Raw genomic sequence first — 22,991 nt, forward strand, 5'->3', positions numbered from 1 at the left:
GCAAGCCCGCTCCCACAGGGTTATGTGTACGCAGTTCTACATCCTGCTCGCGATGGGGCCAGGCGCCGACTTTCCTCCAGACAAAAGAAAACCCCCGATAAACCAGCGGTCTATCGGGGGCTTCTTCAGCGGGCGCTTTTACACGCCCACCCGCTCAGCTTATTGGCAAGCTTCGCAATCCGGCTCGTCGATCGCGCAGGCCTTCGGCACTGGCGCAGGTCCGGCTGGAGCAGCCAGGACCGAATCGTCACCGTGGTTGCCGCCGCTGGAAACCGCGTTCAGCTTACCGGTGTTGATGGTCGACTTCTCGGTGCTGGTGGCGGCCAGGGCACGGAGGTAGTAGGTGGTTTTCAGGCCACGGTACCAGGCCATGCGGTAGGTCACGTCCAGCTTCTTGCCCGAAGCGCCGGCGATGTACAGGTTCAGCGACTGAGCCTGGTCGATCCACTTCTGGCGACGGCTGGCGGCGTCGACGATCCACTTGGTGTCCACTTCGAACGCGGTCGCGTAGAGCGCCTTGAGCTCTTGCGGGATGCGCTCGATCTGCTGCACCGAACCATCGTAGTACTTCAGGTCGTTGATCATGACCGAGTCCCACAGGCCGCGAGCCTTGAGGTCGCGAACCAGGTACGGGTTGATCACGGTGAATTCGCCCGACAGGTTCGATTTCACATACAGGTTCTGGTAGGTCGGTTCGATCGACTGCGACACGCCGGTGATGTTGGCGATGGTGGCGGTCGGTGCGATGGCCATGATGTTGGAGTTACGGATGCCTTTCTGCACGCGGGCACGAACCGGTGCCCAGTCCAGGGATTCGTTCAGGTCAACGTCGATGTACTTCTGGCCGCGCTGGGCGATCAGGATCTGTTGCGAGTCCAGCGGCAGGATGCCCTGGGACCACAGCGAACCCTGGAACGTCTCGTAGGCGCCACGCTCGTCGGCCAGGTCGCAGGAAGCCTGGATCGCGTAGTAGCTGACCGCTTCCATGGACTTGTCGGCGAACTCGACCGCAGCGTCCGAACCATACGGGATGTGCTGCAGGTACAGCGCGTCCTGGAAGCCCATGATGCCCAGGCCCACCGGACGGTGCTTGAAGTTGGAGTTCTTCGCTTGCGGCACCGAGTAGTAGTTGATGTCGATCACGTTGTCGAGCATGCGCACGGCGGTGTTCACGGTGCGTTGCAGCTTGGCGGTGTCCAGCTTGCCGTCGACGATGTGGTTCGGCAGGTTGATCGAGCCCAGGTTGCAGACCGCGATCTCGTCCTTGTTGGTGTTCAGGGTGATCTCGGTGCACAGGTTCGAGCTGTGGACCACGCCCACGTGCTGCTGCGGGCTGCGCAGGTTGCACGGGTCCTTGAAGGTCAGCCATGGGTGGCCGGTCTCGAACAGCATCGACAGCATCTTGCGCCACAGGTCTTTGGCCTGGACGACTTTGAACAGCTTGATCTTGTTGTACTCGGTCAGGGCTTCGTAGTACTCGTAGCGCTCTTCGAAAGCCTTGCCGGTCAGGTCGTGCAGGTCCGGCACTTCGGATGGCGAGAACAGGGTCCACTTGCCGTCATCGAAGACGCGCTTCATGAACAGGTCGGGGATCCAGTTGGCGGTGTTCATGTCGTGGGTACGACGACGGTCATCACCGGTGTTCTTGCGCAGCTCGATGAACTCTTCGATGTCCATGTGCCAGGTTTCCAGGTAGGCACAGACCGCGCCCTTGCGCTTGCCGCCCTGGTTGACCGCGACAGCGGTGTCGTTGACTACTTTGAGGAACGGCACGACGCCCTGGGATTTGCCGTTGGTGCCCTTGATGTACGAGCCCAATGCGCGAACCGGAGTCCAGTCGTTGCCCAGGCCACCGGCGAATTTCGACAGCATGGCGTTGTCGTGGATCGCGCCGTAGATGCCCGACAGGTCATCCGGAACGGTGGTCAGGTAGCAGCTCGACAGCTGCGGACGCAGGGTGCCGGCGTTGAACAGGGTTGGGGTCGAGGCCATGTAGTCGAAGGACGACAACAGGTTGTAGAACTCGATCGCACGGTCTTCACGCTGCTTCTCTTCGATGGCCAGGCCCATGGCCACGCGCATGAAGAAGATCTGTGGCAGTTCGAAACGCACGCCATCCTTGTGGATGAAGTAACGGTCGTACAGGGTTTGCAGGCCCAGGTAGGTGAACTGCTGGTCGCGCTCGTGGTTGATCGCCTTGCCGAGTTTTTCCAGGTCGAATTCGGCCAGGACCGGGTTCAGCAGTTCGAATTCGATACCCTTGGCGACGTAGGCTGGCAGGGCCTTGGCATACAGGTCGACCATTTCGTGGTGGGTCGCGCTCTCGGCAACTTCCAGGAAGCTCAGGCCTTCGGCACGCAGGGTGTCCATCAGCAGGCGGGCGGTCACGAAGGAGTAGTTCGGCTCGCGTTCCACCAGGGTCCGCGCGGTCATCACCAACGCGGTGTTGACGTCCTTGAGGGCGACGCCGTCATAGAGGTTCTTCAGGGTTTCGCGCTGGATCAGGTCGCCATCGACTTCTTCCAGGCCTTCGCAGGCCTCGGTGACGATGGTGTTCAGGCGGCCCATGTCCAGCGGCGCCAGGCTGCCGTCGGCGCGTGCGATGCGGATCGAAGGGTGGGCCTGGACCGGGGCGTCGGCAGGGGAGCGGGTAGCACGCTCCTTGGCGCGGGAGTCACGGTAGATCACGTAGTCGCGGGCCACTTTCTGCTCGCCGGCACGCATCAGGGCCAGTTCGACCTGGTCCTGGATTTCTTCGATGTGGATGGTGCCGCCCGACGGCATGCGACGCTTGAAGGTCGCGGTGACCTGTTCGGTCAGGCGGGCCACGGTGTCGTGGATTCGCGACGAAGCGGCAGCGGTGCCGCCCTCAACTGCGAGGAACGCTTTGGTGATGGCGACGGTGATCTTGTCATCGGTGTAAGGAACGACAGTGCCGTTACGCTTGATCACGCGCAGTTGGCCCGGCGCGGTGGCGGACAGATCCGGGCTCGAATCGGCGGCCAGCGGCGCGGTGCCCTGCGGGTTCTCGCGAGTTGTGTCGGTGTGCATGGGTGTCTCCACGTTCTCTATGTTTGTTTGGGCACCATCACGGTGCCCACCGTTCCGTCCTGAAGCACTACAACCGACTGGCGCCGGGCATAACAACTTCGGGACAGTAGGAAGCAGGCGTTTAATGCCGCTTCCATCCGAAGTTCTCAGGTTGCGAGCGAGGCTCGAAACCGGGTTGCCGGGGTGGCAGCAATTGACTGCAACACCCGTACCGTTTCGGTCGTTTCGGACCTTGAAACAGTTGCCATCCGCAGGGGCGGTCTGGGCTTGGGGAAATGCGATGTTCCAGTTGGACAGAAGCAAGAAAAGCGCTTGAATTCTCTGCCCGACTTGTGTTTGGTTTTTGGCCTGAAACCCTACATGTAGGGTTTTTTACGCGGCGGGCTACAAGATAATGCGTTTTTGGGGGGTATGCAACGTACTACCTGTGGATAAGCCTGTGCGTAATTTGTGTGCGAAACGTGGAACAGCTCTGTAGGCCGCGACCTAGCTGGAGTGGACCTTTTTTCATTGGTTTCGACGATCCGAAAACAGCTTGAAGGTTTTTGCGGGCGCGGACGTTACCACAGAAAACCCACCCGATCGAAACGCATTTGTCTGCTTGTTTTCTGCGCAGGCGACGTTTATACAATCGGCCCATGCATGGGTGTGTTTATCCTCCTTTAACATGACAAAAAGATGGGGGGAGGTGTTTCCGAATAGTTGAAGCGGGCACTTTGTGGCGAGGGAGCTTGCTCCCGCTCGAGTGCGCAGCGCTCGCAAGTTTTTGGGGCTGCTTCGCCCGAAGCGTCGGACCGCCCCAGCGGGAGCAAGCTCCCTCGCCACAGGGGTTTGCGCTGATCCTTCCTTTTATATTCGCAGCAAGACGAGGCCCCAGTGGAACAAGAAGCCTGGCAGGTATTGATCGTCGAGGATGACCAGCGTCTGGCCGAGCTGACCCGGGAATACCTCGAAAGCAACGGGTTGCGTGTCGCCATCGAAGGCGACGGTGCGGTGGCGGCGGCGCGGATCATTGCCGAGCAGCCGGACCTGGTGGTCCTCGACCTGATGCTGCCCGGTGAAGACGGCCTGAGCATTTGCCGTAAAGTGCGCCAGCACTATGACGGGCCGATCCTGATGCTCACCGCTCGCACCGACGACACCGATCAGATCCAGGGCCTGGACCTGGGTGCCGATGACTACGTCTGCAAGCCGGTTCGCCCGCGTCTGCTCTTGGCGCGCATCCAGGCCCTGCTGCGGCGCAGCGAGCCGGAGCCGAGTACGGTGCAGAAGCCGCGGCGCCTGCAATTCGGCCCGCTGGTGGTCGACGATGCCCTGCGCGAAGCCTGGTTGCAGGGCAACGGTATCGAGCTGACCAGCGCCGAATTCGACCTGCTGTGGCTGCTGGTGTCCAATGCCGGGCGCATCCTGTCCCGGGAAGAAATCTTCACCGCCCTGCGCGGCATTGGTTATGACGGCCAGGACCGCTCCATCGACGTGCGCATTTCGCGAATCCGCCCCAAGATCGGCGACGACCCGGACCATCCACGGTTGATCAAGACCATCCGCAGCAAAGGCTACCTGTTCGTTCCTGAAGCTTGCGTAGACCTGGCGCCGTGAATTCGATCTTCCTGCGTATTTACGGCGGCATGTGCGCGGCGCTGGTGTTGGTGGCGATCCTCGGTGTGCTGGCCCTGCACCTGCTCAACCAGACCCGCGGCGAGCAATACCGCGAGCGCCTGGCCCACGGCACGTTTTCGTTGATGGCCGACAACCTGCGGCCGATGAACGACACCGAGCGCCGCCGGGCGCTGGCGGTGTGGGAGCGCCTGCTGGGCATTCCCCTGGCGTTGCAGACCTTCACCCAGACCGACCTCGACCTCGGCCAGCGCACCCGCGTACTGCGCGGCCAGGCGCTGGTCGAGCAGACCGGGCCGCACGCGGCAAAGGTCTATCGGCTGGTCAATGATGCCGAGCAATTGATGTTGGTGGGGGAAGTCCAGCAGATCAGCGAGCAACTGGCCCGCGCGACCATTTACCTGTTGGCCGACGAACTGGTGCGTTACCCGGTGGCCGAGCAACCCAAGCGGTTGGCGCAACTGGAGCAGGAAAAAGGCTTTGGTTTCGACCTGCGACTCATGACCGCCGAGCAGGCTGACATGGACGAAGACCAGCGCCGTCGCGTGTCCGAGGGCGATACGGTGATGGCCCTGGGCAAGGGCGGCGACTCCATCCGGGTCTTCGCTGGCATGGTCGGTACGCCGTGGGTGCTGGAGATTGGCCCGCTGTACCAGATGAACCCTTATCCACCGCAATGGCTGGTGTTGATTGCGGCGCTGGGCTTGAGTCTGATCGGCTTGATCGTCTATCTGTTGGTGCGTCAGTTGGAGCGACGGTTGCGTGGCCTGGAATCGGCCGCCACCCAGATCGCCCAGGGCAGCCTGGAAACCCGGGTGCCCGCCCGAGGCGCCGACTCGGTCGGGCGACTGGCTGCGGCGTTCAACGGCATGGCCGAACACCTGCAGCAACTGTTGGCGATCCAGCGCGAGCTGGTGCGGGCGGTGTCCCACGAATTGCGCACCCCGGTGGCGCGCCTGCGCTTCGGCCTGGAAATGCTCGGCAGCGCCACCACGCCTCAGGCCCGGGATAAATACCTGGCGGGCATGGACCACGACATCGAAGACCTGGATCGGCTGGTGGACGAAATGCTCACCTACGCGCGGTTGGAACAAGGCTCACCGGCCTTGAATTTCCAGCGGGTGGATCTGGATGCGCTGGTCAATCAGGTGATCGATGAACTGGGACCGTTGCGGGCCGGAGTCATCGTCGAGCGCGGCCTCTGCCTGTCGGCCGCTGATTGCGACGGCGCCTGGGTCGAGGCCGAGCCACGCTTCCTGCATCGCGCTTTGCAGAATCTGGTGGGCAATGCCATGCGCCACGCCCATTCCAAGGTCACGGTCAGTTATCAGGTGGGCCAGTTGCGCTGCCGGGTGGATGTGGAAGACGACGGGCCCGGCGTGCCGGAAGCGGCATGGGAGCGGATTTTCAAGCCGTTCCTGCGCCTGGACGACAGCCGCGCCCGGGCTTCGGGCGGCCACGGACTGGGGTTGTCGATCGTGCGGCGGATCATCCACTGGCACGATGGCCGGGCATTGATCGGCAAGAGCAAAAGCTTGGGAGGGGCGTGCTTCAGCTTGAGTTGGCCGAGGCATCAGGACAGGTCTTGAGAGATGCAGTGATCGATAGTCCCCCTTCGCGAGCAAGCCGCTCCCACATTTTGGAATGCATTCCATCTGTGGGAGCGGGCTTGCTCGCGAAGGCGGCATTCCAGGCACAACAAGTCTCAGGCCCTGATCCCCACCAGGCTCAACAACTGCCCATCCTTCACCCCAAACTGCGCCTGCAGCTCACTGCCATGGCGCCACTCGGCCGACAGGTCCGTCAGCAGACGCAATCGCACCTGTCCATCGGGTGTCCAGTCCAGCACCTCGGCATGCTCGAAATAAAAACGCTGCCTGACAATGGGGTACAGCGCCTTGAACAGACTTTCCTTCACTGAAAAGGTCAGGGTCACCAGCAAGGCCCGGTCATCGCGGGCGAGCCGGGTCATGCGTTGCAGCTCTGGCGAGGTGAGGATTTCACCGGCCAGGCGTTCGGCGCGTTCGGGGTCGAGCAGGTTCTCCACGTCCATGCCCAAGCCTTGCCAGTGTTCTTTTTTCGCGACGATGGCCGCTGCCCGGCCCGTGCTGTGGGTGATCGAGCCGCTGATATGCGCCGGCCACACCGGGGCGCGGTCTTCGCCAATGGCCGGTACGCAAATCTGGCCGTCGAGTCGCTGCAACGCCGCCCGAGCGCAGATCCGCCCGGCCAGGAACTCTGCCTGACGCTTGGCCACCGAGCGCTGGATGCTCGCCGGTGGCTCGATGACGCTGTTGGTGAAGTCGGCGCCCACCAGCAACAACGGGTCGAAGCGGGTGCTCAGCAACACCGTATCGGGCAGGGCGTCGGGCAATAGCCAGTGCTCATCCAGGGGCGAGCAACAGGCGGGGAGGGTGGGAAGTGTCTTCATGCCGGGCATTTTGCCGGGTTGGTGGGAGGCTGGGTAGTGGGGGGCGTGTGTATGGGGCAGAGGCTGGCTTTTGTGGCGAGGGAGCTTGCTCCCGCTGGGCTGCGAAGCGGCCCCAAAAGATCTGTGAGCGCTACGCACTCAAGCGGGAGCAAGCTCCCTCGCCACAAAAACATCATTTTTTCAGCTGAAAGAAGTGTGCTCAGCCAAAGATTTTCTTGAAGAACTTCTGCATATCCGCCCACGACTTCTCGTCGGCTTCCTTGTTGTAGGCGATGTCCGGTCCGCCATGCTCGCCGTGGCTCAAGCGGTCGGCATCGGGGTTGCTGAAACCGTGCTTGGCGCCTTCGAGGTTGACGAATTTATAGTCGGCACCGGCCTTGTCCATCTCACTTTTGAACGCGGTCACGTTGTCCTGGGTGACCATGCTGTCCAAGGCGCCATGTTCCACCAGCACCTTGGCCTTGACGCTGCCTGGCGTGGCCGGGGTATTGGTCACCAGCGCACCGTGGAAGCTCACCACGCCGGCCAGTGGCACACCCTGGCGCGCCGCGTCGAGCACGACTTTGCCGCCGAAGCAGTAGCCAATGGCAGCGAGTTTGTCCGGATCGGTCTGGGGCTGTTTTTTCAGCAGGTCGAGACCGGCCTGGAAGCGGGCGCTGGCCGCCTTGCCGTCCTTGAGCGCCGCCTGCATGAAGGCCATGGCGTCCTTGGGGTGCTCGGTGTTCTTGCCGCCGCCGTACATGTCGATGGCCAGGGCGCTGTAGCCCAGGCCCGCGAGATCACGGGCACGGCGCTTGGCGTAATCGTTCAGCCCCCACCATTCATGCACCACCACCACGCCTGGGCGCGGGCCTTTGACGGCGTCGTCATAAGCGTAATAACCGATCAGCTGGGTGCCGTCGGCACTGGTGTAGGGGATCTCCTGGGTCTGGATGGCGGCGTGGCTCACACCGCTCATGGCCAGAAGTACAACAGCTAGCAGCCTGCGCATGACGGATCTCCTTATAAAAAGTGGTCCGCACAGATTAGCCGATTCATTCAGCGCCGGTTCAGAGAACGTTCAACGGGTGTTCAGGGACCGCTGGTTAAGGTGACGGCGACTTCACAACACATCCACGCTGCAAAGGAACTTGATCATGACTGCTATGAAAAAACTGCTGCTGGCTTTCACCGTGCTGGGCGCCAGCGCCATGGCCCACGCCGATGACAATTTCGCCAGCCTGACCCTGGGCCAGACCAGCGACAAGGTGAAGAAGTCCGACGCCTTGAACAGCGCCCTGAACAACCCGAACGCCGACGGCATCATCGGCAAGGACACCACTTATGGCCTGCGACTGGGCAAGCAGAACGACCAGGGCCGCTACTACGCCACCTACGACAACGTCTCGGGCACCCACAACGGCATCAAGTTGCGCCAGGAAAACCTGTTGGGCAGCTACGATGTGTTCTATCCGGTCACCGGCAGCACCAAACTGTTCGGTGGCGGCACGGCGGGCCTGACCAAGCTGACCCAGGATTCGCCTGGCTTCAGTCGCGACAGCGACATCGGCTACGCGGTGGGCTTGCAGGGCGGCGTGCTGCAACAAATTTCGCAAAACACCTCGATTGAACTGGGTTACCGTTACCTGCGCAGCAACGCCAGCACCGAGATGAGCCCGCACGGTGGCGCCAAGGTTGGCTCGCTGGACCTGACCAGCAGCGCCCAGACCTACCTGTCCGCCAACTACACGTTCTAAGCAGGCGAGGGCACGGTGAGGAGATCCAGCCGGATCGGTCGAAGACGATCCGGCGCCTTTCGTTGAGGTGCGCCGCACTGGATTGTTTGATTTGCCTGGGGAGAGGCTCCATGAAATTACTGGTCGTCGAAGACGAAGCGCTGTTGCGTCATCACCTGCAAACCCGGCTCACCGACAGCGGCCATGTGGTGCAGGCCGTGGCCAATGCCGAGGAGGCCTTGTACCAGGCCCGGGAGTTCAACCATGACTTGGCGGTGATCGACCTGGGCCTGCCCGGCATCAGCGGGCTGGAGCTGATCCGCCGGCTGCGGGCCCAGGACAAGACGTTTCCGATCCTGATCCTGACCGCCCGCGGCAACTGGCAGGACAAGGTCGAAGGCCTGGCCGCCGGTGCCGACGACTACGTGGTCAAGCCGTTCCAGTTCGAAGAGCTGGAGGCTCGGTTGAACGCCCTGTTGCGCCGCTCCAGCGGCTTCACCCAGTCGACCATCGTCGCCGGGCCGTTGCTGCTGGACCTCAACCGCAAGCAGGCGTCCCTCGACGAGGAGCCGCTGGCGTTGACCGCCTACGAATACCGCATCCTCGAGTACCTGATGCGTCATCACCAGCAGGTGGTGGCCAAGGATCGCTTGATGGAGCAGCTTTACCCCGATGACGGCGAGCGCGATCCCAATGTCATCGAAGTGCTGGTAGGACGCCTTCGCCGTAAGCTGGAGGCCCCGGCCGGCTTCAAGCCAATCGACACCGTGCGGGGCCTGGGTTATCTGTTCAACGAGCGCTGCCAGTGATTCGTTCGCTTCGGCTGCGGCTGATGCTGGCCGCCATGACCCTGGCGGTGCTGTTCATGCTGGCCTTGCTGCCGGCCATGCAAGGGGCGTTCAGCCTGGCCTTGCAGGAATCCATCGAGCAACGCCTGGCCTCGGACGTGACCACGCTGATTTCCGCCGCCCGGGTAGAAAACAACCGCTTGAAGATGCCGGCGCAGTTGCCCGATGAACGCTTCAACCTCGCCGACGCCCGCCTGCTGGGCTATATCTATGATCGCGAGGGGCGGCTGGTCTGGCGGTCGAAGGCGACCCAGGAAGAAAACATCAACTACACGCCGCGTTATGACGGCCAGGGCAACCAGTTCGCCCGCATTCGCGAGAGCAATGGCCAGGAGTTTTTTGTCTACGACGTCGAGATCAAGCTGCTCGGCGGCCAGAGCGCGGCGTTCAGCATCGTTACCCTGCAACCGGTGCGCGACTACGAGGTGACCTTGCAGGGCCTGCGGGACAATCTCTACCTCGGCTTTGGCGCGGCCCTGGCGGTGTTGCTGGCGCTGTTGTGGATCGGCCTGACCTGGGGGCTGCGGGCGTTGCGGCGCCTGAGCCAGGAGCTGGACGAAATCGAAAGCGGGGCCCGGGAAAGCCTCAGCACCGAACACCCCCGGGAACTGTTGCGCCTGACCGGCTCCCTCAACCGCTTGCTTTATAGCGAGCGGGAACAGCGCAGCCGTTATCGCGACTCCCTCGATGACTTGGCCCACAGCCTGAAAACCCCGCTGGCCGTATTGCAGGGCGTCAGCGAAGACATGGCCCGGCGCCCCGAGGACCGTGGCCAGGCCTGGGTGCTGCAAACCCAGATCGAGCGCATGAGCCAGCAGATCGGCTACCAATTGCAGCGCGCCAGCCTGCGCAAGAGTGGGCTGGTGCGCCATCAGGTGCGCTTGCGCCCGGTGCTGCAAAGCCTGTGCGATACCTTGGACAAGGTCTATCGCGACAAGCGGGTCACCGTCAGTTTCGACCTGCCGGAGCACTGCCAGGTGCCGATCGAACAGGGTGCCTTGCTGGAAATGCTCGGTAACCTGCTGGAGAACGCCTATCGGCTGTGCCTGGGCGAGGTGCGCGTGAGCATGCACCAGACCCTCGGCGGCACCGAGTTGAGTGTCGAGGACGACGGGCCGGGCGTGCCGCCGGATCAACGGGCGCGGATTCTCCAGCGTGGCGAGCGGCTGGATCGCCAGCATCCGGGGCAGGGCATTGGCCTGGCGGTGGTCAAGGACATCATCGACAGCTACGGCGCCCGCTTGACCCTGGGGGATTCAGAGCTGGGCGGGGCGGCGTTCCGGATTCACTTTCCGGTGGTTTGACTGGAGTATTTTCGGTGTGTGTGCTGGCCTTTGTGGCCAGAGATTGCTCCCGCTGGGCTGCGAAGCGGCCCCAAAAACTTGCGAGCGCTGCGCACTCGAGCGGGAGCAAGCTCCCTCGCCACAGGAGACGGTGGATACACCACAGAAGTTGGATGTGATCACTCAGTTCTCCAACTCCCGATAAGCCCCCGGCGTCACACCCGTCCACTTCTTGAACGCCCGGTGAAACGCCGAAGGTTCGGAGAAACCCAACTGCTCGGCAATCTGCTGCAACGACAGCTCGGCACGCCCCAGATGGTAGATGGCGATATCCCGCCGCAGTTGATCCTTGAGTTCCTGGAAGCTGGTGCCTTCCTCCCGCAGATGTCGGCGCAAGGTCTGCGGGCTGATGTGCAAATGGGCGGCGACGGTGTCCAGGTCGGGCCAGCGCGCCGTGTCGCGGCTGAGCAGGCGGCGCAGCTGGCTGCTGAGGCTGTGGCCATCGTCCGGGCGCGACAGCAGGTCGGCGGGGGAGTGTTCGAGGAAATGCTTGAGGGTGCGTTCGTCCTGCAACAGCGGCATGTCCAGGTAGCGGCTGTGGAACAACAGGCTGCTGCCGGGTGCGTCGAATGCCAACGGGTAGGGGAACAACAAGTCGTACTCAGCCGCGTGGGCGGGCTTGGTGTAGCCGAACGTCACCTGCTCCAGGCCGATCCGCTGGCCGATTAGCCAACTGGCGAGGCGATGCCAGACCACCAGCAGGCTTTCGGTCAGGAAGTGATCCGGATCCCACAGCGTCGAATCGTCCAGTACCAGCCGCACGCGTTCGCCTTCGGTTTCCAGCGTCAGGCGCGGGGCGTCGGGGAATAACCCATAGAACAACAAGCCGCGCTGCAGGGCCTTGCCCAGGGTCCGACAGTGGATCAACGCGTGACACATCATCGCAAACGTCCCGGGTTTACTCGGTGCCCGGCCGAACCCCAAATATTCGTCCTCCATTGCCAGCCACAGGGCCTGCAACAGGCGGGCGAACTGCTCCGGCGCAATCCGCGCGCGCGGCTCATCCAAAAGTTCGGGGCTGATGCCCAGCTGTTGCAGCAAAGGCAAATAGTCGAAGCCTTGCCGACGCGCACCGCCCAAGGCGGCGCGGGCGAAGTGGCTGGCGATCGTGCGTTGGCGCATGGCAGAAATCCGTCCGTTAAGCGGGCGATGGTAGCAGGGGGCCGAGGTTGGACAAGGCGGATATCCGCCAAATCCCGGAGTGATAAACACCCTGTTGGCGGAAATCCGCCATGTTCTGCCGCCGTGTTTAACCGCTGAGGAATCCACAACGCCTTCTGTAATAACGGTTGTAGGGCTTTTCCAAAAAATGGCACGGGCTTTGCGATAGAGCCTGCAGGTCTGCCGCGTGCAGCCGAACAAAACAAATCCCTCCAGTTCAGGAGGGTTCGCAATTGAGGTGCCGTGGACGACAGGTGGAAGTCGTCATGCGGGACTCTTGAGGAAGGTTTGCCATGACGACTCGTCAGCCACTGTACAAATCCCTGTATTTCCAGGTGATCGTAGCCATTGCCATCGGCATTTTGCTCGGCCACTTCTACCCGCAGACCGGTGTTGCCCTCAAGCCATTCGGCGACGGGTTCATCAAACTGATCAAAATGGTCATTGCTCCCATCATCTTCTGTACCGTCGTCAGTGGTATCGGCGGCATGCAGAACATGAAATCGGTGGGCAAGACCGGCGGCTACGCGCTGCTGTACTTTGAAATCGTCTCCACCATTGCCCTGCTGATCGGCCTGGTCGTGGTCAACGTCGTGCAACCGGGCGCCGGCATGCACATCGACGTGTCGACGCTGGACACCAGCAAGATCGCTGGTTTCATCAATGCCAGTAAAGACCAGAGCATCATCGCCTTCATCCTCAACGTGATCCCGAACACCATCGTGGGCGCGTTCGCCAACGGTGACATCCTGCAAGTGCTGATGTTCTCGGTGCTCTTCGGTTTTGCCCTGCATCGCCTGGGTGCCTACGGCAAGCCGGTCCTGGACTTCATCGATCGCTTCGCCCACGTCATGTTCATCATCATCAACATGATCATGAAGCTGGCGCCTATCGGTGCGTTCGGTGCCATGGCCTTCACCATCGGCGCCTACGGTGTCGGTTCGCTGGTGCAACTGGGCCAGCTGATGATCTGCTTCTACATCACCTGCGTGGTGTTCGTGCTGGTAGTACTGGGCGCCATCTGCCGCGCCCACGGCTTCAGCGTCGTCAAGCTGATCCGCTACATCCGTGAAGAACTGCTGATCGTGCTGGGTACTTCCTCCTCGGAATCGGCCCTGCCGCGCATGCTGATCAAGATGGAACGCCTGGGTGCCAAGAAGTCGGTCGTAGGCCTGGTCATCCCGACGGGCTACTCGTTCAACCTCGACGGTACGTCGATCTACCTGACCATGGCTGCGGTGTTCATCGCCCAGGCCACCGATACCCCGATGGACCTGACTCACCAGATCACCCTGCTGCTGGTGCTGTTGCTGTCGTCCAAAGGTGCGGCTGGCGTGACCGGTAGCGGCTTCATCGTACTGGCGGCGACCCTGTCGGCCGTAGGCACCTTGCCGGTGGCTGGCCTGGCACTGATCCTGGGTATCGACCGCTTCATGTCCGAAGCCCGCGCCCTGACCAACCTGGTGGGCAACGCCGTTGCCACGATCGTGGTTGCCAAGTGGGTCAAGGAGCTGGACGAAGACCAATTGCAGACCGAGCTGGCTTCCGGCGGTCGTGGTATCTCCGATGTCCGTGAGGATGACGACGTGGTGGCAACCGCTGAAACCGCAGTGCCAACGAAGTAATCTTCAGGCTGCAATGAAAAACCCGCTTCGGCGGGTTTTTTATGGGTTCTCGATTTTGAAGCTGGCGCGCTTCTGTGGCGAGGGAGCTTGCTCCCGCTGGGCTGCGCAGCGGCCCCTTGCGAATTACCTGAAGCTACGCGGTGGCAGATATATTGGGATTGCTTCGCAACCCAGCGGGAGCAAGCTCCCTCGCCACGACAGCCCTCTGGATTGAGCGGATTGGTCAGCCCGAACGATGCCCCCGGTGATTGCCCCACCCTCCATCCCTGCCTAGTCTTCAATCATCACCCTCTCGGAGATCGCCCATGCAAGGTCCATTGGCATCGCTCAAGGTTCTGGACTTCTCGACCCTGTTGCCCGGCCCGTTCGCCTCGCTGTTGCTGGCGGACATGGGGGCCGAGGTGTTGCGCGTCGAGTCGCCGACCCGCCAAGACCTGCTGCGGGTGCTGCCGCCCCATGACCAAGGCGTATCGGCCAGCCATGCCTACCTCAACCGCAACAAGCGCAGCCTGGCCCTGGACCTCAAGCAGCCGGAAGCGTTGGAGGTGGTCACGCAGTTGCTGGGGGACTACGACATCCTGCTGGAACAGTTTCGCCCCGGCGTGATGGAGCGGCTGGGCCTGGGCTACGAGGCCTTGAAGGCCATCAATCCGCGGCTGATCTACGTGTCGATCACCGGCTACGGCCAGACCGGCCCCTATAAGGACCGTGCCGGTCACGACATCAACTACCTGGCCCTGGCGGGGCTGGCCAGCCACACCGGCCGTGCCGGCAGCGGGCCGCTGCCGTTGGGGATCCAGGCGGCGGACATCGCCGGTGGTTCATTGCACAGCGTGATCGGGCTGCTAGCGGCGGTCATCGCCCGTCAGCAGACCGGGCAGGGACAGCACCTGGACGTGAGCATGACCGACTGCGTGTTCAGCCTCAACGCCATGGCCGGCGCCGGTTACCTGGCCTGTGGCGTGGAACCGGGTTGGGAGAACCAGATGCTCAACGGCGGCAGCTTCTATGATTATTACCGCACCCGTGACGGTCGCTGGATGTCGGTGGGCAGCCTGGAACCGGCCTTTATGCTGGCGTTGTGCGAGGCTTTGGGGCGGCCGGAATTGGCGGCCACGGGGTTGTCGACGGCACCTGAACAGCAACACGCCCTCAAGCAGGCGCTGCAGGCTGAGTTCGAAAAGCGGGATTTTGCCGATCTGTGCAGTTTGTTTGCCGGGATTGATGCTTGTGTCGAGCCGGTGTTGAGCCTGGAAGAAGCCGTGCGGCATCCGCAGCTACAGGCTCGGGAACTGGTGACACAGGTGCCACGTGGGGAGGATTCAAGTCAGGCGCAGATGGCCTGTCCATTGAAGTTTTCCCAAGGGCTGCCCGAGCCTCGGCACATAGGGGCGAGGCTGGGGGCGCATACGGATCAGGTGTTGGGGGCGTTGGGGTTCAGTGTTGAGCGAATCGCTCAATTGCGCAGTGCCAAGGTGGTTTTGTAGTGCCCTTTAGGACCTCTTCGCGAGCAAGCCCGCTCCCACAAGGGGCTCATGCACGCTGCAGATCCAGTGTGGGAGCGGGCTTGCTCGCGAAGGGGCCAGCCCTGACACCGCATAAACGTACTATTCGACCCGAGTCTCCCCACTGAACACCAAGGTACCGCGACAGCTGCGGCACAAATACCGCCGCCCCTGGCGCACCAGGCTGTGGCGCTGGGCCGTGAACGGAAAGTCGCTGCCGTCGCAAGGGCACTTATAGATGTAGCGGGTCACGCTGCGGCGTTTGATTTCGTAAGTGTGGCAACGGTTGGGCGGCAGTTCGTACACCCCGCGCATGATCAGCTGCCATTCTTCGCCGTGGGCTTGGATACGGTCGCCAAACAGTTGGTGGGCGATCAGGTGCGCGACTTCGTGGGCGACGGTCTGCTTGAGGAAGTCCTCGGCATTTTCCCGGTACAACTGAGGATTGAAGCGCAGCAGATTTTCATGCAGGTGCGCGACACCGGCCTTCTGGCCGCGCAATTTGAAGCTGACCACCGGGCGTTTGAAAGGACGTTTGAAAAAGGCTTCGGCTTGTTGGTAACACTCTTCGACGCGGGTATTGAGTTGCTCGAGCATGCTTTACGGGTCTCCAGAAGCCCGAGTATGCCGCAAGCGCCGGCCGTTGCGAATCGTCCAGGTGCCCAGTGGTCGTTTCGCACACAGGAAGGCCGCCTTGCGGCGGCCTGTGTCGGCAGATCCTGCTTTTTTATGGGAGGGCGCTACGTCAATTGGTATAGACCGGGCCAACGCCCAGCCCCCAGACGATCACCGTGAACGCCATGATGGCCACCAGCACCACCAGGCCGACGGCGAGCACCGAGCTGGAAAACAGAAAACCTTCGTCCTGGGGAATGTTCATGAACGTCGGCAGGCCGACGTACAACAGGTAGACCGTGTAGCAGATTGCTGCGGTGCCAACGATCATCCCCAGCCACATGTGCGGGTAGAGCGCCGCGAGGCCGCCGATGAACAAAGGTGTCGCGGTGTAGGTGGCGAACGCAACGCAACGGGCCAGGCTCGGATTGGCGTCATAGGTGCGCGCCATCCAGTGGATGAAGGCCCCCATGACCGCCACGCCGCCCAACATGGCCAGGTACGACATGATGGTCATCCACAGCGCGCTTTCCTGAGTGAGCATGACCGGTGGACGATTGCCGATGACCCATCCCACCTGCGTGGTGCCGATGAACGCCGAAACCGCGGGAATGGCCGCCAGGATCAGCGTGTGGGTGAGGTACATGTGGCTGATGCTTTCCTCCTGATCGCCACGGATTTCTTTCCATTCTTGATCAGGGTGGGTAAAGAGCCCCACGACATGATGGATCATAGTCAGTCACTCCTTTGTTATTGCCATCGCCCCCCAACGGAGCGCCTACGGGCCAAGTGGCCGGGTAAGTGAAGGTCTGTAAGTGTGTGCGACCTTATGCCGCAGTATAGAAAGGAGTTACCCCGAGGGGGATGGGGGGCTTAGAGCAAATCGCGCTGTAGCGGGGCCGGTTAATCGCCGCTTGATCTGTATGCACAATTTCGCTGGCGAACAGATTCCCCTGTGGCGAGGGAGCTTGCTCCCGCTGGGTTGCGAAGCGACCCTCTGGGGTCGTCCTGTTGGCGTCTGCTTCGCAGCCGAGCGGGAGCAAGCTCCCTCGCCACAAGGGCCGTGCCACAGCGGAGATTTTTTGCGTAAAATGCCGGCCTTTCGTCACACCTCACGGATTTCGCGTCATGGGCACTCTTACGGTCAACCAGAACAAACTGCAAAAGCGCCTGCGCCGCCTGGCCGGTGAGGCGGTCGCCGATTTCAACATGATCGAGGACGGCGACAAGGTCATGGTCTGCCTGTCCGGCGGCAAGGACAGCTACACCTTGCTCGACGTGTTGATGCATTTGCAGAAGGTGGCGCCGATCAAGTTCGACATCGTCGCGGTGAACATGGACCAGAAGCAGCCCGGGTTCCCCGAGCACGTGCTGCCGGCCTACCTCGAGTCGCTGGGCGTGGAATACCACATCGTCGAGAAAGACACCTATTCGGTGGTCAAGGAACTGATCCCCGAAGGCAAGACCACCTGTTCGCTGTGCTCACGCCTGCGCCGCGGCACGCTCTACACCTTCGCCGACGAGATCGGTGCGACCAAGATGGCGCTGGGGCACCACCGCGACGACATTGTCGAGACCTTCTTCCTGAACATGTTCTACAACGGCTCGCTCAAGGCCATGCCGCCCAAGCTGCGTGCCGATGACGGGCGCAACGTGGTCATTCGCCCGCTGGCCTATTGCAACGAGAAAGACATCCAGGCCTATTCGGATTTCAAGCAGTTCCCGATCATCCCCTGCAACCTGTGCGGCTCCCAGGAAAACCTGCAACGCCAGGTGGTCAAGGAAATGCTCCAGGAATGGGAACGCAAGACCCCGGGCCGCACCGAGAGCATTTTCCGCGGCTTGCAGAACGTCATTCCGTCGCAACTGGCGGACCGCAACCTGTTCGATTTCACCAACCTGCGCATCGACGAAAACGCCACGCCGCGGTTCGTCAATGTGGTGAATCTCTGACGGTCGCAGCGACATTTATTCACGGCGCTTGCGAGCGCCGTTTTCATTTTTTAACTCAGGAGAGGGCATGCGCGATTACAAGTGGCTGCACGAGTACTGTCTGAACCGCTTCGGTTCGGCGGCTGAACTGGAAGCCCACCTGCCTGTTCCCAAGACCCCGGCGCAACTGCGCAAGATCAGCGACGACCGCTACCTCTCGACCATGGCGCTGCGGGTGTTCCGCGCCGGGCTCAAGCACAGCTTGGTGGACGCCAAGTGGCCGGCCTTCGAAGAAGTGTTCTTCAAGTTCGACCCGGAAAAAGTCGTGCTGATGAGCGCCGAACACCTGGAGCGGCTGATGCAGGACGCGCGGATCATCCGCCACCTGGGCAAGCTCAAGAGCGTACCGCGCAACGCGCAGTTGATCTTGGACGTGGCCCATGAAAAGGGCAGCTTCGGCGCGCTGGTCGCCGACTGGCCGGTGACCGATATCGTTGGCCTGTGGACCTACCTGAAGAAGCACGGCCATCAATTGGGCGGCCTGTCGGCGCCGCGCTTCTTGCGGATGATGGGCAAGGACACCTTCGTGCCCAGTTATGACGTGGTGGCGGCGCTCAACGCCCAAGACATCATCGACAAAGTCCCCACCAGCCTGCGGGACCTGGCGACGGTGCAGAATGCCTTCAACCAGTGGCATGAAGAGAGCGGTGGGCGGCCGATGTCGCAGATATCGATGATGCTGGCCTACACCGTGAATCATTGAGACCGCGTCGCGCCAATCGCGAGCAAGCTCGCTCCCACAGGGGATTTTCAGCGTTCAAAAATCCAGTGTGGGAGCGGGCTTGCTCGCGAAGGCGGCCTATCAGACGACGGAGGGCTCGCCTTCTCCCGCCAACCGCCGATTCAACTGAAACCGCCAGCGCACATACAGCAAGGCCGAGCAGAACACCGCCACGCTTGCCGCCATTTCCAGCACGCCGAACAGCTGCCGGTTCGGGTCATAGGCCGCCAATGCGCCCTTGATGAAATACAGGTTCACCACGAAGCACATCCACGAATGTCCACGGGCACTGCCGCTGAGCATGCCGGGCGCAAGTATCAGCAGTGGCACCAGTTCGATCAGCAGAATCACCCAGGGCCGGGCGCCGTGCAGGTCGGCGATCAGCAGGTAATACGCGCTGAGTAATCCCACCAGGCCGAAAAAGCACAGCAGGCTGAGGACGCGGGCCAGGCGTACGCGCGGTTCCAGCCATTGGATGGAAGGCAGGATCTTCGGCTTCTTAGCCACGGTCGTTCTCCAGCAACAGGGCGGTTTTCGCCAGGCGCGAGCCCAGGGCCCGGCAGAGGGCGACTTCATGCTCGTTCAAGCCGCTTTTCCCGTCGGCCCCGGCGTGATGGCTCGGGCCGTAGGGCGTACCGCCGCCCAGGGTGTCGATCAGGGCCGATTCGCTGTAGGGCAGGCCGGTGATCAGCATGCCGTGGTGCAACAGTGGCAGCATCATCGACAGCAGGGTGGTTTCCTGGCCGCCATGCAGGCTCGCGGTGGAGGTGAACACTCCGGCCGGTTTGCCCACCAGCGCGCCGGTCAGCCACAGGTTGCTGGTGCCGTCGAGAAAGTACTTGAGCGGCGCGGCCATGTTGCCGAACCGGGTCGGGCTGCCCAGGGCCAGGCCGGCGCAGTTCTTCAGGTCATCAAGGCTGGCGTAGAGCGGGCCTTGCTCCGGAATGTCCGGGGACACTGCTTCGCACTCGGTGGAAATCGCTGGCACCGTACGCAGCCTGGCCTCCAGCCCGGCCTGCTCGACACCACGGGCGATCTGCCGGGCCATTTCGTTGGTGGAGCCGCTGCGGCTGTAATACAACACCAGGATATACGGCGTGGTCACGGCAGGATCTCCAGGATCTTTTCCGGCGGACGGCCGATCACGGCCTTATCACCGGCTTCCAGGATCGGCCGTTCCATGAGTTTCGGGTGGGCGGCGATGGCGGCGATCAACTGGGCCTGGCTCAGGCTTTCGTCGGCCAGGTTCAAGTCCTTGTATTCGTCCTCGCCGGTGCGCAGCAACTGCCGGGCGCTGATGCCGAGCTTGGCCAGCAGGCGCTCCAGTTGCGCGGCGTCGAGCGGGGTTTCCAGGTAGCGGACCACGGTCGGCGCCAGGCCGCGGGCCTCCAACAGTTCCAGCGCACCGCGGGATTTCGAGCAGCGCGGGTTGTGATAAAGCGTCAGATCGGTCATGAGCGGGTCGCATCTTGCGTAAGGTGGCGGCTATTCTACTGTGCCGCGAAGTCCCTAGCACCTTAGAGAGGCGAAGGGTCGCAGCAGCGTTCACATCAGACAAGGATTGGCACATGACAAGGCGATTGACGGCGGCACTGACATTCATGGGCATCCTGTTGCTCGCCGGTTGCGGAAACGACTACGGGGTGGACCAGAACGGCCAGGCCATCGCCTCCCAGCGGCTGGACAAACAATGGCTGGTGCTCAACTACTGGGCGGAGTGGTGCGCGCCGTGCCGCACCGAGATCCCGGAGTTCAATGCCCTGGCCGAACAGCTCAAGGGGCGCAACATCGGTGTGTTCGGGGTCAACTTCGACCAGGTGCAGGGCGAAGAACTCAAGAGTGCCAGCGACAAGATGGGGATTCGCTTCACGGTGCTGGCGCGAGACCCGGCCGAGATCTTCGACCTGCCTCGCAGCGAAGGGTTGCCGGTGACCTACATCATCGACAACCAGGGCAAGGTACGCGAACAGTTGCTGGGGGAGCAGACGGCGGCGGGGGTGATGGCCAGGCTTGAGGCGTTGCAGGCACTCAAGTGATCCCGAACTGACATAGGGCGTTTGGTTATATAGGTTCTGTGACAGGGTGCTTTTGTGGCGAGGGAGCTTGCTCCCGCTGGGCCGCGAAGCGGCCCCAGATGTACCTGTCACTTTGATGTGTCAGACAGAATGGAGGGGGCCGCTGCGCAGCCCAGCGGGAGCAAGCTCCCTCGCCACAGGGTCAACCATGTCCCTGGTCCAAACTGGGGTGTCTGCAGGCTCAGGCCTCAGCCTTCCTCCAGCCACCACCGCAACGGCTTGCCCTGGGCCGGCCAGAAGCGCATTTGCTCGATGGGCGAGACGTCCCAGCGTTCGACCTTTTCCAAGGCCTGCAAGAAACGCGTCTCCTGCTCCATCACCGCAGGGGCGCAGAGTTTGCGGGTGCTGCCGATCTTGCCGAAGCTCAAGCGGTGGCCTTCCAGCGTGTAGGGCGCGAACCAGTGGTTGCAGCCGCCGTTGCCGTAGGCGCGGCCGTCATCCCCAAGGGTGATGGTCAGGTGGCTGTAGTCCATCAATGGCCGTTCGCCGATCCACTCCAGGATGTAGCTGCGGTTAGGTTGCAACTGCACAGGTTCAGCGGCACACCCCATCAGGCTCATGCCGATCGACGCGGACAGGGCCAAACGTTTCATCAGGCGGCTTCCTGGCATTTCGGGCACAGGTGTTTTTCACCCACGGTGGTCCAGCCCAGTTCGGCGATTCGCGCGGTGGCGGCCGGCTTCTCGGCCTTGACGCCAAGCTTGGCATCGACGGCGAATTCGAAGCTCAGTTCTTTGGCGCAGCTATCGCAGTTGACCTGCCAGGTATGGATCGCCAGTTCGCCGAACACCGGGCCGGTGGTCATGGCGGTCCATTGGCCCATGGGCTTGAGCAGGTGCCGCACGGTGTCCACGGTCAGACGCATGGACAAGTCCTTGCTGCCCTTGAGCGTGACGAGCAACACATCGTTGGCCTGGATCGAACCGCCATTGCCGGTGACCTGGTAGCGGCCCGGCGCCAGGGCGCGGACTTCGGTCAATGTATGCTGCGGGTTCATCAGGGTGTAGCGGAAATCGTGTTCGGCCATGGGTCCTCCAAATAGGCGCGACATGCTAGCACGGGGCATGGGTTGGGATGGTCAACCACGAATCTTGCCGACGAAACTCCATTCCTAATGTGGGAGCGGGCTTGCTCGCGAAGGCGGTGTGTCAGCAACACATAGGCTAACTGAAGCTCCGCCTTCGCGAGCAAGCCCGCTCCCACAGGAGGTGGTGACCTGGGGGATCAGCTATCCACCAGGTTCTGCGGCACACCAGCCGCCCAGGCGGCGATGTTGTCCAGGGTGGTCATGGCAATGGCGGCCAACGCCTCATGGGTCAGGAACGCCTGGTGGGCAGTGACGATCACGTTGGGAAAGGTCAGCAGCCGTGCCAGCACATCATCTTGCAAAGGCAGGTCTGAGCGATCCTTGAAAAACAACTGGGCCTCCTCCTCGTACACATCCAGGCCCAGGTAGCCCAACTGGCCGCTTTTCAAGGCCGCGATCAAGGCCGGTGTGTCCACCAGGCCGCCGCGCCCGGTGTTGATCAGCATGGCGCCGCGTTGCATCGCGGCCAGCGTTCGGGCGTTGATCAGGTGTCGGCTCTGTTCGTTCAGTGGGCAGTGCAGGCTGATGATCTGTGCTTGCGCCAGCAATTCGTCCAGGGGCAAATAGCGGGCGCCCAGGGCTTCGACCTGCGGGTTGGGGTAGGGGTCGTAGGCCAGCAACTGGCAGCCGAAACCGGCCATGATCCGTGCGAACGTAGCACCAATCTGCCCAGTGCCGATCACCCCGACGGTCTTGCCCACCAGGTCGAAGCCGGTCAGCCCATGGAGGCTGAAATTGCCGTCCCGGGTGCGGTTGTAGGCGCGATGAAGGCAACGATTGAGGGCCATGATCAACGCCACGGCATGTTCGGCCACTGCGTGAGGCGAATAGGCCGGGACCCGGACGATACTCAAGCCCAGGCGCTTGGCGGCGAGCAGGTCGACGTGGTTGTAGCCGGCCGAGCGCAGGGCGATCAGCCGCGTGCCGCCGGCGGCCAGCCGCTCCAGCACCGGTGCGCTGAGGTCATCGTTGATGAAGGCGCACACCACGTCATGCCGTTCGGCCAGGGCCACGGTGTCCAGGTTCAGGCGGGCGGGCTGGAACTGCAACTCAAGGCCGGCGGGTGTCGGGGCCTGGGTGAAGCTGTCGCGGTCGTAGGTCTGGCTGCTGAAAAAAATCACGCGCATGGCGGCCTCCTGGCAGAAAAAACAAGCCCGTAGGAGCTGCCGAGTGCAACGAGGCTGCGATCTTTGCGCTGACCATTG

General features: G+C 62.2%; 22 protein-coding genes. 10 read left to right on the plus strand and 12 right to left on the minus strand.

What is annotated here, in order from left to right:
• Positions 1–159: 159 nt before the first annotated feature.
• Positions 160–3,051 (minus strand): ribonucleoside-diphosphate reductase subunit alpha, encoded by a 2,892-nt coding sequence (locus M1D99_RS07720; protein WP_053124363.1) that lies wholly within the window; start codon positions 3,049–3,051, stop codon positions 160–162.
• 876 nt (positions 3,052–3,927) lie between these two features.
• Here M1D99_RS07720 and M1D99_RS07725 point away from each other — a divergent pair.
• Together M1D99_RS07725 and M1D99_RS07730 are read left to right on the plus strand one after the other, a co-directional pair.
• The gene (locus M1D99_RS07725; protein WP_458131598.1) at positions 3,928–4,650 is read left to right on the plus strand and encodes a response regulator; all 723 of its coding nucleotides are present in this window, start codon (positions 3,928–3,930) and stop codon (positions 4,648–4,650) included.
• On the plus strand, positions 4,647–6,257 hold the full coding sequence (locus M1D99_RS07730; RefSeq protein WP_186707041.1) for an ATP-binding protein: 1,611 nt from the start codon (positions 4,647–4,649) through the stop codon (positions 6,255–6,257). Before M1D99_RS07725 ends, M1D99_RS07730 begins: the two co-directional genes overlap by 4 nt.
• A 116-nt stretch (positions 6,258–6,373) precedes the next feature.
• Here M1D99_RS07730 and M1D99_RS07735 read toward each other — a convergent pair whose 3' ends face one another.
• Both M1D99_RS07735 and M1D99_RS07740 read right to left on the minus strand, forming a co-directional pair.
• Entirely contained in the window at positions 6,374–7,099 is a 726-nt protein-coding gene (locus tag M1D99_RS07735) for a 4'-phosphopantetheinyl transferase family protein (RefSeq protein WP_434574582.1), read from the minus strand.
• Between the two features lie 199 nt (positions 7,100–7,298).
• Positions 7,299–8,090 carry a dienelactone hydrolase family protein gene (locus M1D99_RS07740; protein WP_458131599.1) on the minus strand — a complete coding sequence of 264 codons (792 nt, stop codon included), beginning with the start codon at positions 8,088–8,090 and terminating at the stop codon, positions 7,299–7,301.
• A 145-nt stretch (positions 8,091–8,235) separates the two neighbouring features.
• On the opposite strand from M1D99_RS07740, the gene M1D99_RS07745 reads away from it, so the two are divergent.
• The 3 genes from M1D99_RS07745 to M1D99_RS07755 all read left to right on the plus strand — a co-directional run bounded on the left by M1D99_RS07745 (position 8,236) and on the right by M1D99_RS07755 (position 10,966).
• Positions 8,236–8,835, plus strand: a complete 600-nt coding sequence (locus M1D99_RS07745) for a hypothetical protein (protein WP_186707038.1) — start codon at positions 8,236–8,238, stop codon at positions 8,833–8,835.
• A 110-nt stretch (positions 8,836–8,945) separates the two neighbouring features.
• Positions 8,946–9,623, plus strand: a complete 678-nt coding sequence (locus M1D99_RS07750) for a response regulator (RefSeq protein WP_053124352.1) — start codon at positions 8,946–8,948, stop codon at positions 9,621–9,623.
• Positions 9,620–10,966 (plus strand): ATP-binding protein, encoded by a 1,347-nt coding sequence (locus tag M1D99_RS07755; protein ID WP_250964203.1) that lies wholly within the window; start codon positions 9,620–9,622, stop codon positions 10,964–10,966. The genes M1D99_RS07750 and M1D99_RS07755 overlap by 4 nt, the downstream gene beginning before the upstream one ends.
• Positions 10,967–11,128: 162 nt before the next feature.
• On the opposite strand, the gene M1D99_RS07760 is transcribed toward M1D99_RS07755, so the two are convergent.
• Positions 11,129–12,127 carry an AraC family transcriptional regulator gene (locus M1D99_RS07760; RefSeq protein WP_434574585.1) on the minus strand — a complete coding sequence of 333 codons (999 nt, stop codon included), beginning with the start codon at positions 12,125–12,127 and terminating at the stop codon, positions 11,129–11,131.
• Between the two features lie 332 nt (positions 12,128–12,459).
• On the opposite strand from M1D99_RS07760, the gene M1D99_RS07765 reads away from it, so the two are divergent.
• Positions 12,460–13,791, plus strand: a complete 1,332-nt coding sequence (locus M1D99_RS07765) for a dicarboxylate/amino acid:cation symporter (RefSeq protein WP_186707035.1) — start codon at positions 12,460–12,462, stop codon at positions 13,789–13,791.
• A 305-nt stretch (positions 13,792–14,096) separates the two neighbouring features.
• Positions 14,097–15,278 (plus strand): CaiB/BaiF CoA transferase family protein, encoded by a 1,182-nt coding sequence (locus tag M1D99_RS07770; protein ID WP_458131600.1) that lies wholly within the window; start codon positions 14,097–14,099, stop codon positions 15,276–15,278.
• Positions 15,279–15,398: 120 nt separating this feature from the next.
• Here the strand turns inward: M1D99_RS07770 and M1D99_RS07775 are convergent, their stop codons facing one another.
• Complete coding sequence (locus tag M1D99_RS07775) at positions 15,399–15,893, minus strand: SprT family zinc-dependent metalloprotease (RefSeq protein WP_250964199.1); 495 nt, start codon at positions 15,891–15,893, stop codon at positions 15,399–15,401.
• Between the two features lie 148 nt (positions 15,894–16,041).
• On the minus strand, positions 16,042–16,644 hold the full coding sequence (locus M1D99_RS07780) for a Yip1 family protein (protein WP_039591896.1): 603 nt from the start codon (positions 16,642–16,644) through the stop codon (positions 16,042–16,044).
• 395 nt (positions 16,645–17,039) lie between these two features.
• On the opposite strand from M1D99_RS07780, the gene ttcA reads away from it, so the two are divergent.
• The gene (ttcA, locus tag M1D99_RS07785; RefSeq protein WP_003178962.1) at positions 17,040–17,864 is read left to right on the plus strand and encodes a tRNA 2-thiocytidine(32) synthetase TtcA; all 825 of its coding nucleotides are present in this window, start codon (positions 17,040–17,042) and stop codon (positions 17,862–17,864) included.
• A gap of 67 nt (positions 17,865–17,931) precedes the next feature.
• Positions 17,932–18,606: a DNA-3-methyladenine glycosylase I gene (locus M1D99_RS07790; protein ID WP_109753950.1), complete on the plus strand. Its 675-nt coding sequence runs from the start codon at positions 17,932–17,934 to the stop codon at positions 18,604–18,606.
• A gap of 99 nt (positions 18,607–18,705) precedes the next feature.
• Here M1D99_RS07790 and M1D99_RS07795 read toward each other — a convergent pair whose 3' ends face one another.
• Genes M1D99_RS07795 through arsC form a run of 3 tightly spaced genes read right to left on the minus strand, consistent with a single transcriptional unit; the run spans position 18,706 to position 20,079 of the window.
• Positions 18,706–19,131, minus strand: coding sequence for a DUF2069 domain-containing protein (locus M1D99_RS07795; protein WP_434574587.1), 426 nt, complete (start codon positions 19,129–19,131; stop codon positions 18,706–18,708).
• The gene (wrbA, locus tag M1D99_RS07800) at positions 19,124–19,729 is read right to left on the minus strand and encodes an NAD(P)H:quinone oxidoreductase (protein WP_458131601.1); all 606 of its coding nucleotides are present in this window, start codon (positions 19,727–19,729) and stop codon (positions 19,124–19,126) included. Before wrbA ends, M1D99_RS07795 begins: the two co-directional genes overlap by 8 nt.
• Positions 19,726–20,079, minus strand: coding sequence for an arsenate reductase (glutaredoxin) (arsC, locus tag M1D99_RS07805; RefSeq protein ID WP_186728804.1), 354 nt, complete (start codon positions 20,077–20,079; stop codon positions 19,726–19,728). The genes wrbA and arsC overlap by 4 nt, the downstream gene beginning before the upstream one ends.
• Before the next feature lie 113 nt (positions 20,080–20,192).
• Here arsC and M1D99_RS07810 point away from each other — a divergent pair, with 113 nt between their 5' ends.
• Entirely contained in the window at positions 20,193–20,660 is a 468-nt protein-coding gene (locus tag M1D99_RS07810; RefSeq protein ID WP_458131602.1) for a TlpA family protein disulfide reductase, read from the plus strand.
• A gap of 227 nt (positions 20,661–20,887) precedes the next feature.
• Here the strand turns inward: M1D99_RS07810 and M1D99_RS07815 are convergent, their stop codons facing one another.
• The 3 genes from M1D99_RS07815 to M1D99_RS07825 all read right to left on the minus strand — a co-directional run bounded on the left by M1D99_RS07815 (position 20,888) and on the right by M1D99_RS07825 (position 22,913).
• Positions 20,888–21,292 carry an META domain-containing protein gene (locus M1D99_RS07815; RefSeq protein WP_186707027.1) on the minus strand — a complete coding sequence of 135 codons (405 nt, stop codon included), beginning with the start codon at positions 21,290–21,292 and terminating at the stop codon, positions 20,888–20,890.
• Positions 21,292–21,726, minus strand: coding sequence for a hypothetical protein (locus M1D99_RS07820; protein ID WP_003204688.1), 435 nt, complete (start codon positions 21,724–21,726; stop codon positions 21,292–21,294). The genes M1D99_RS07815 and M1D99_RS07820 overlap by 1 nt, the downstream gene beginning before the upstream one ends.
• A 197-nt stretch (positions 21,727–21,923) precedes the next feature.
• Complete coding sequence (locus M1D99_RS07825) at positions 21,924–22,913, minus strand: 2-hydroxyacid dehydrogenase (RefSeq protein ID WP_458131603.1); 990 nt, start codon at positions 22,911–22,913, stop codon at positions 21,924–21,926.
• Positions 22,914–22,991 lie beyond the last annotated feature (78 nt).

Source organism: Pseudomonas sp. R3-41, from assembly GCF_054161485.1.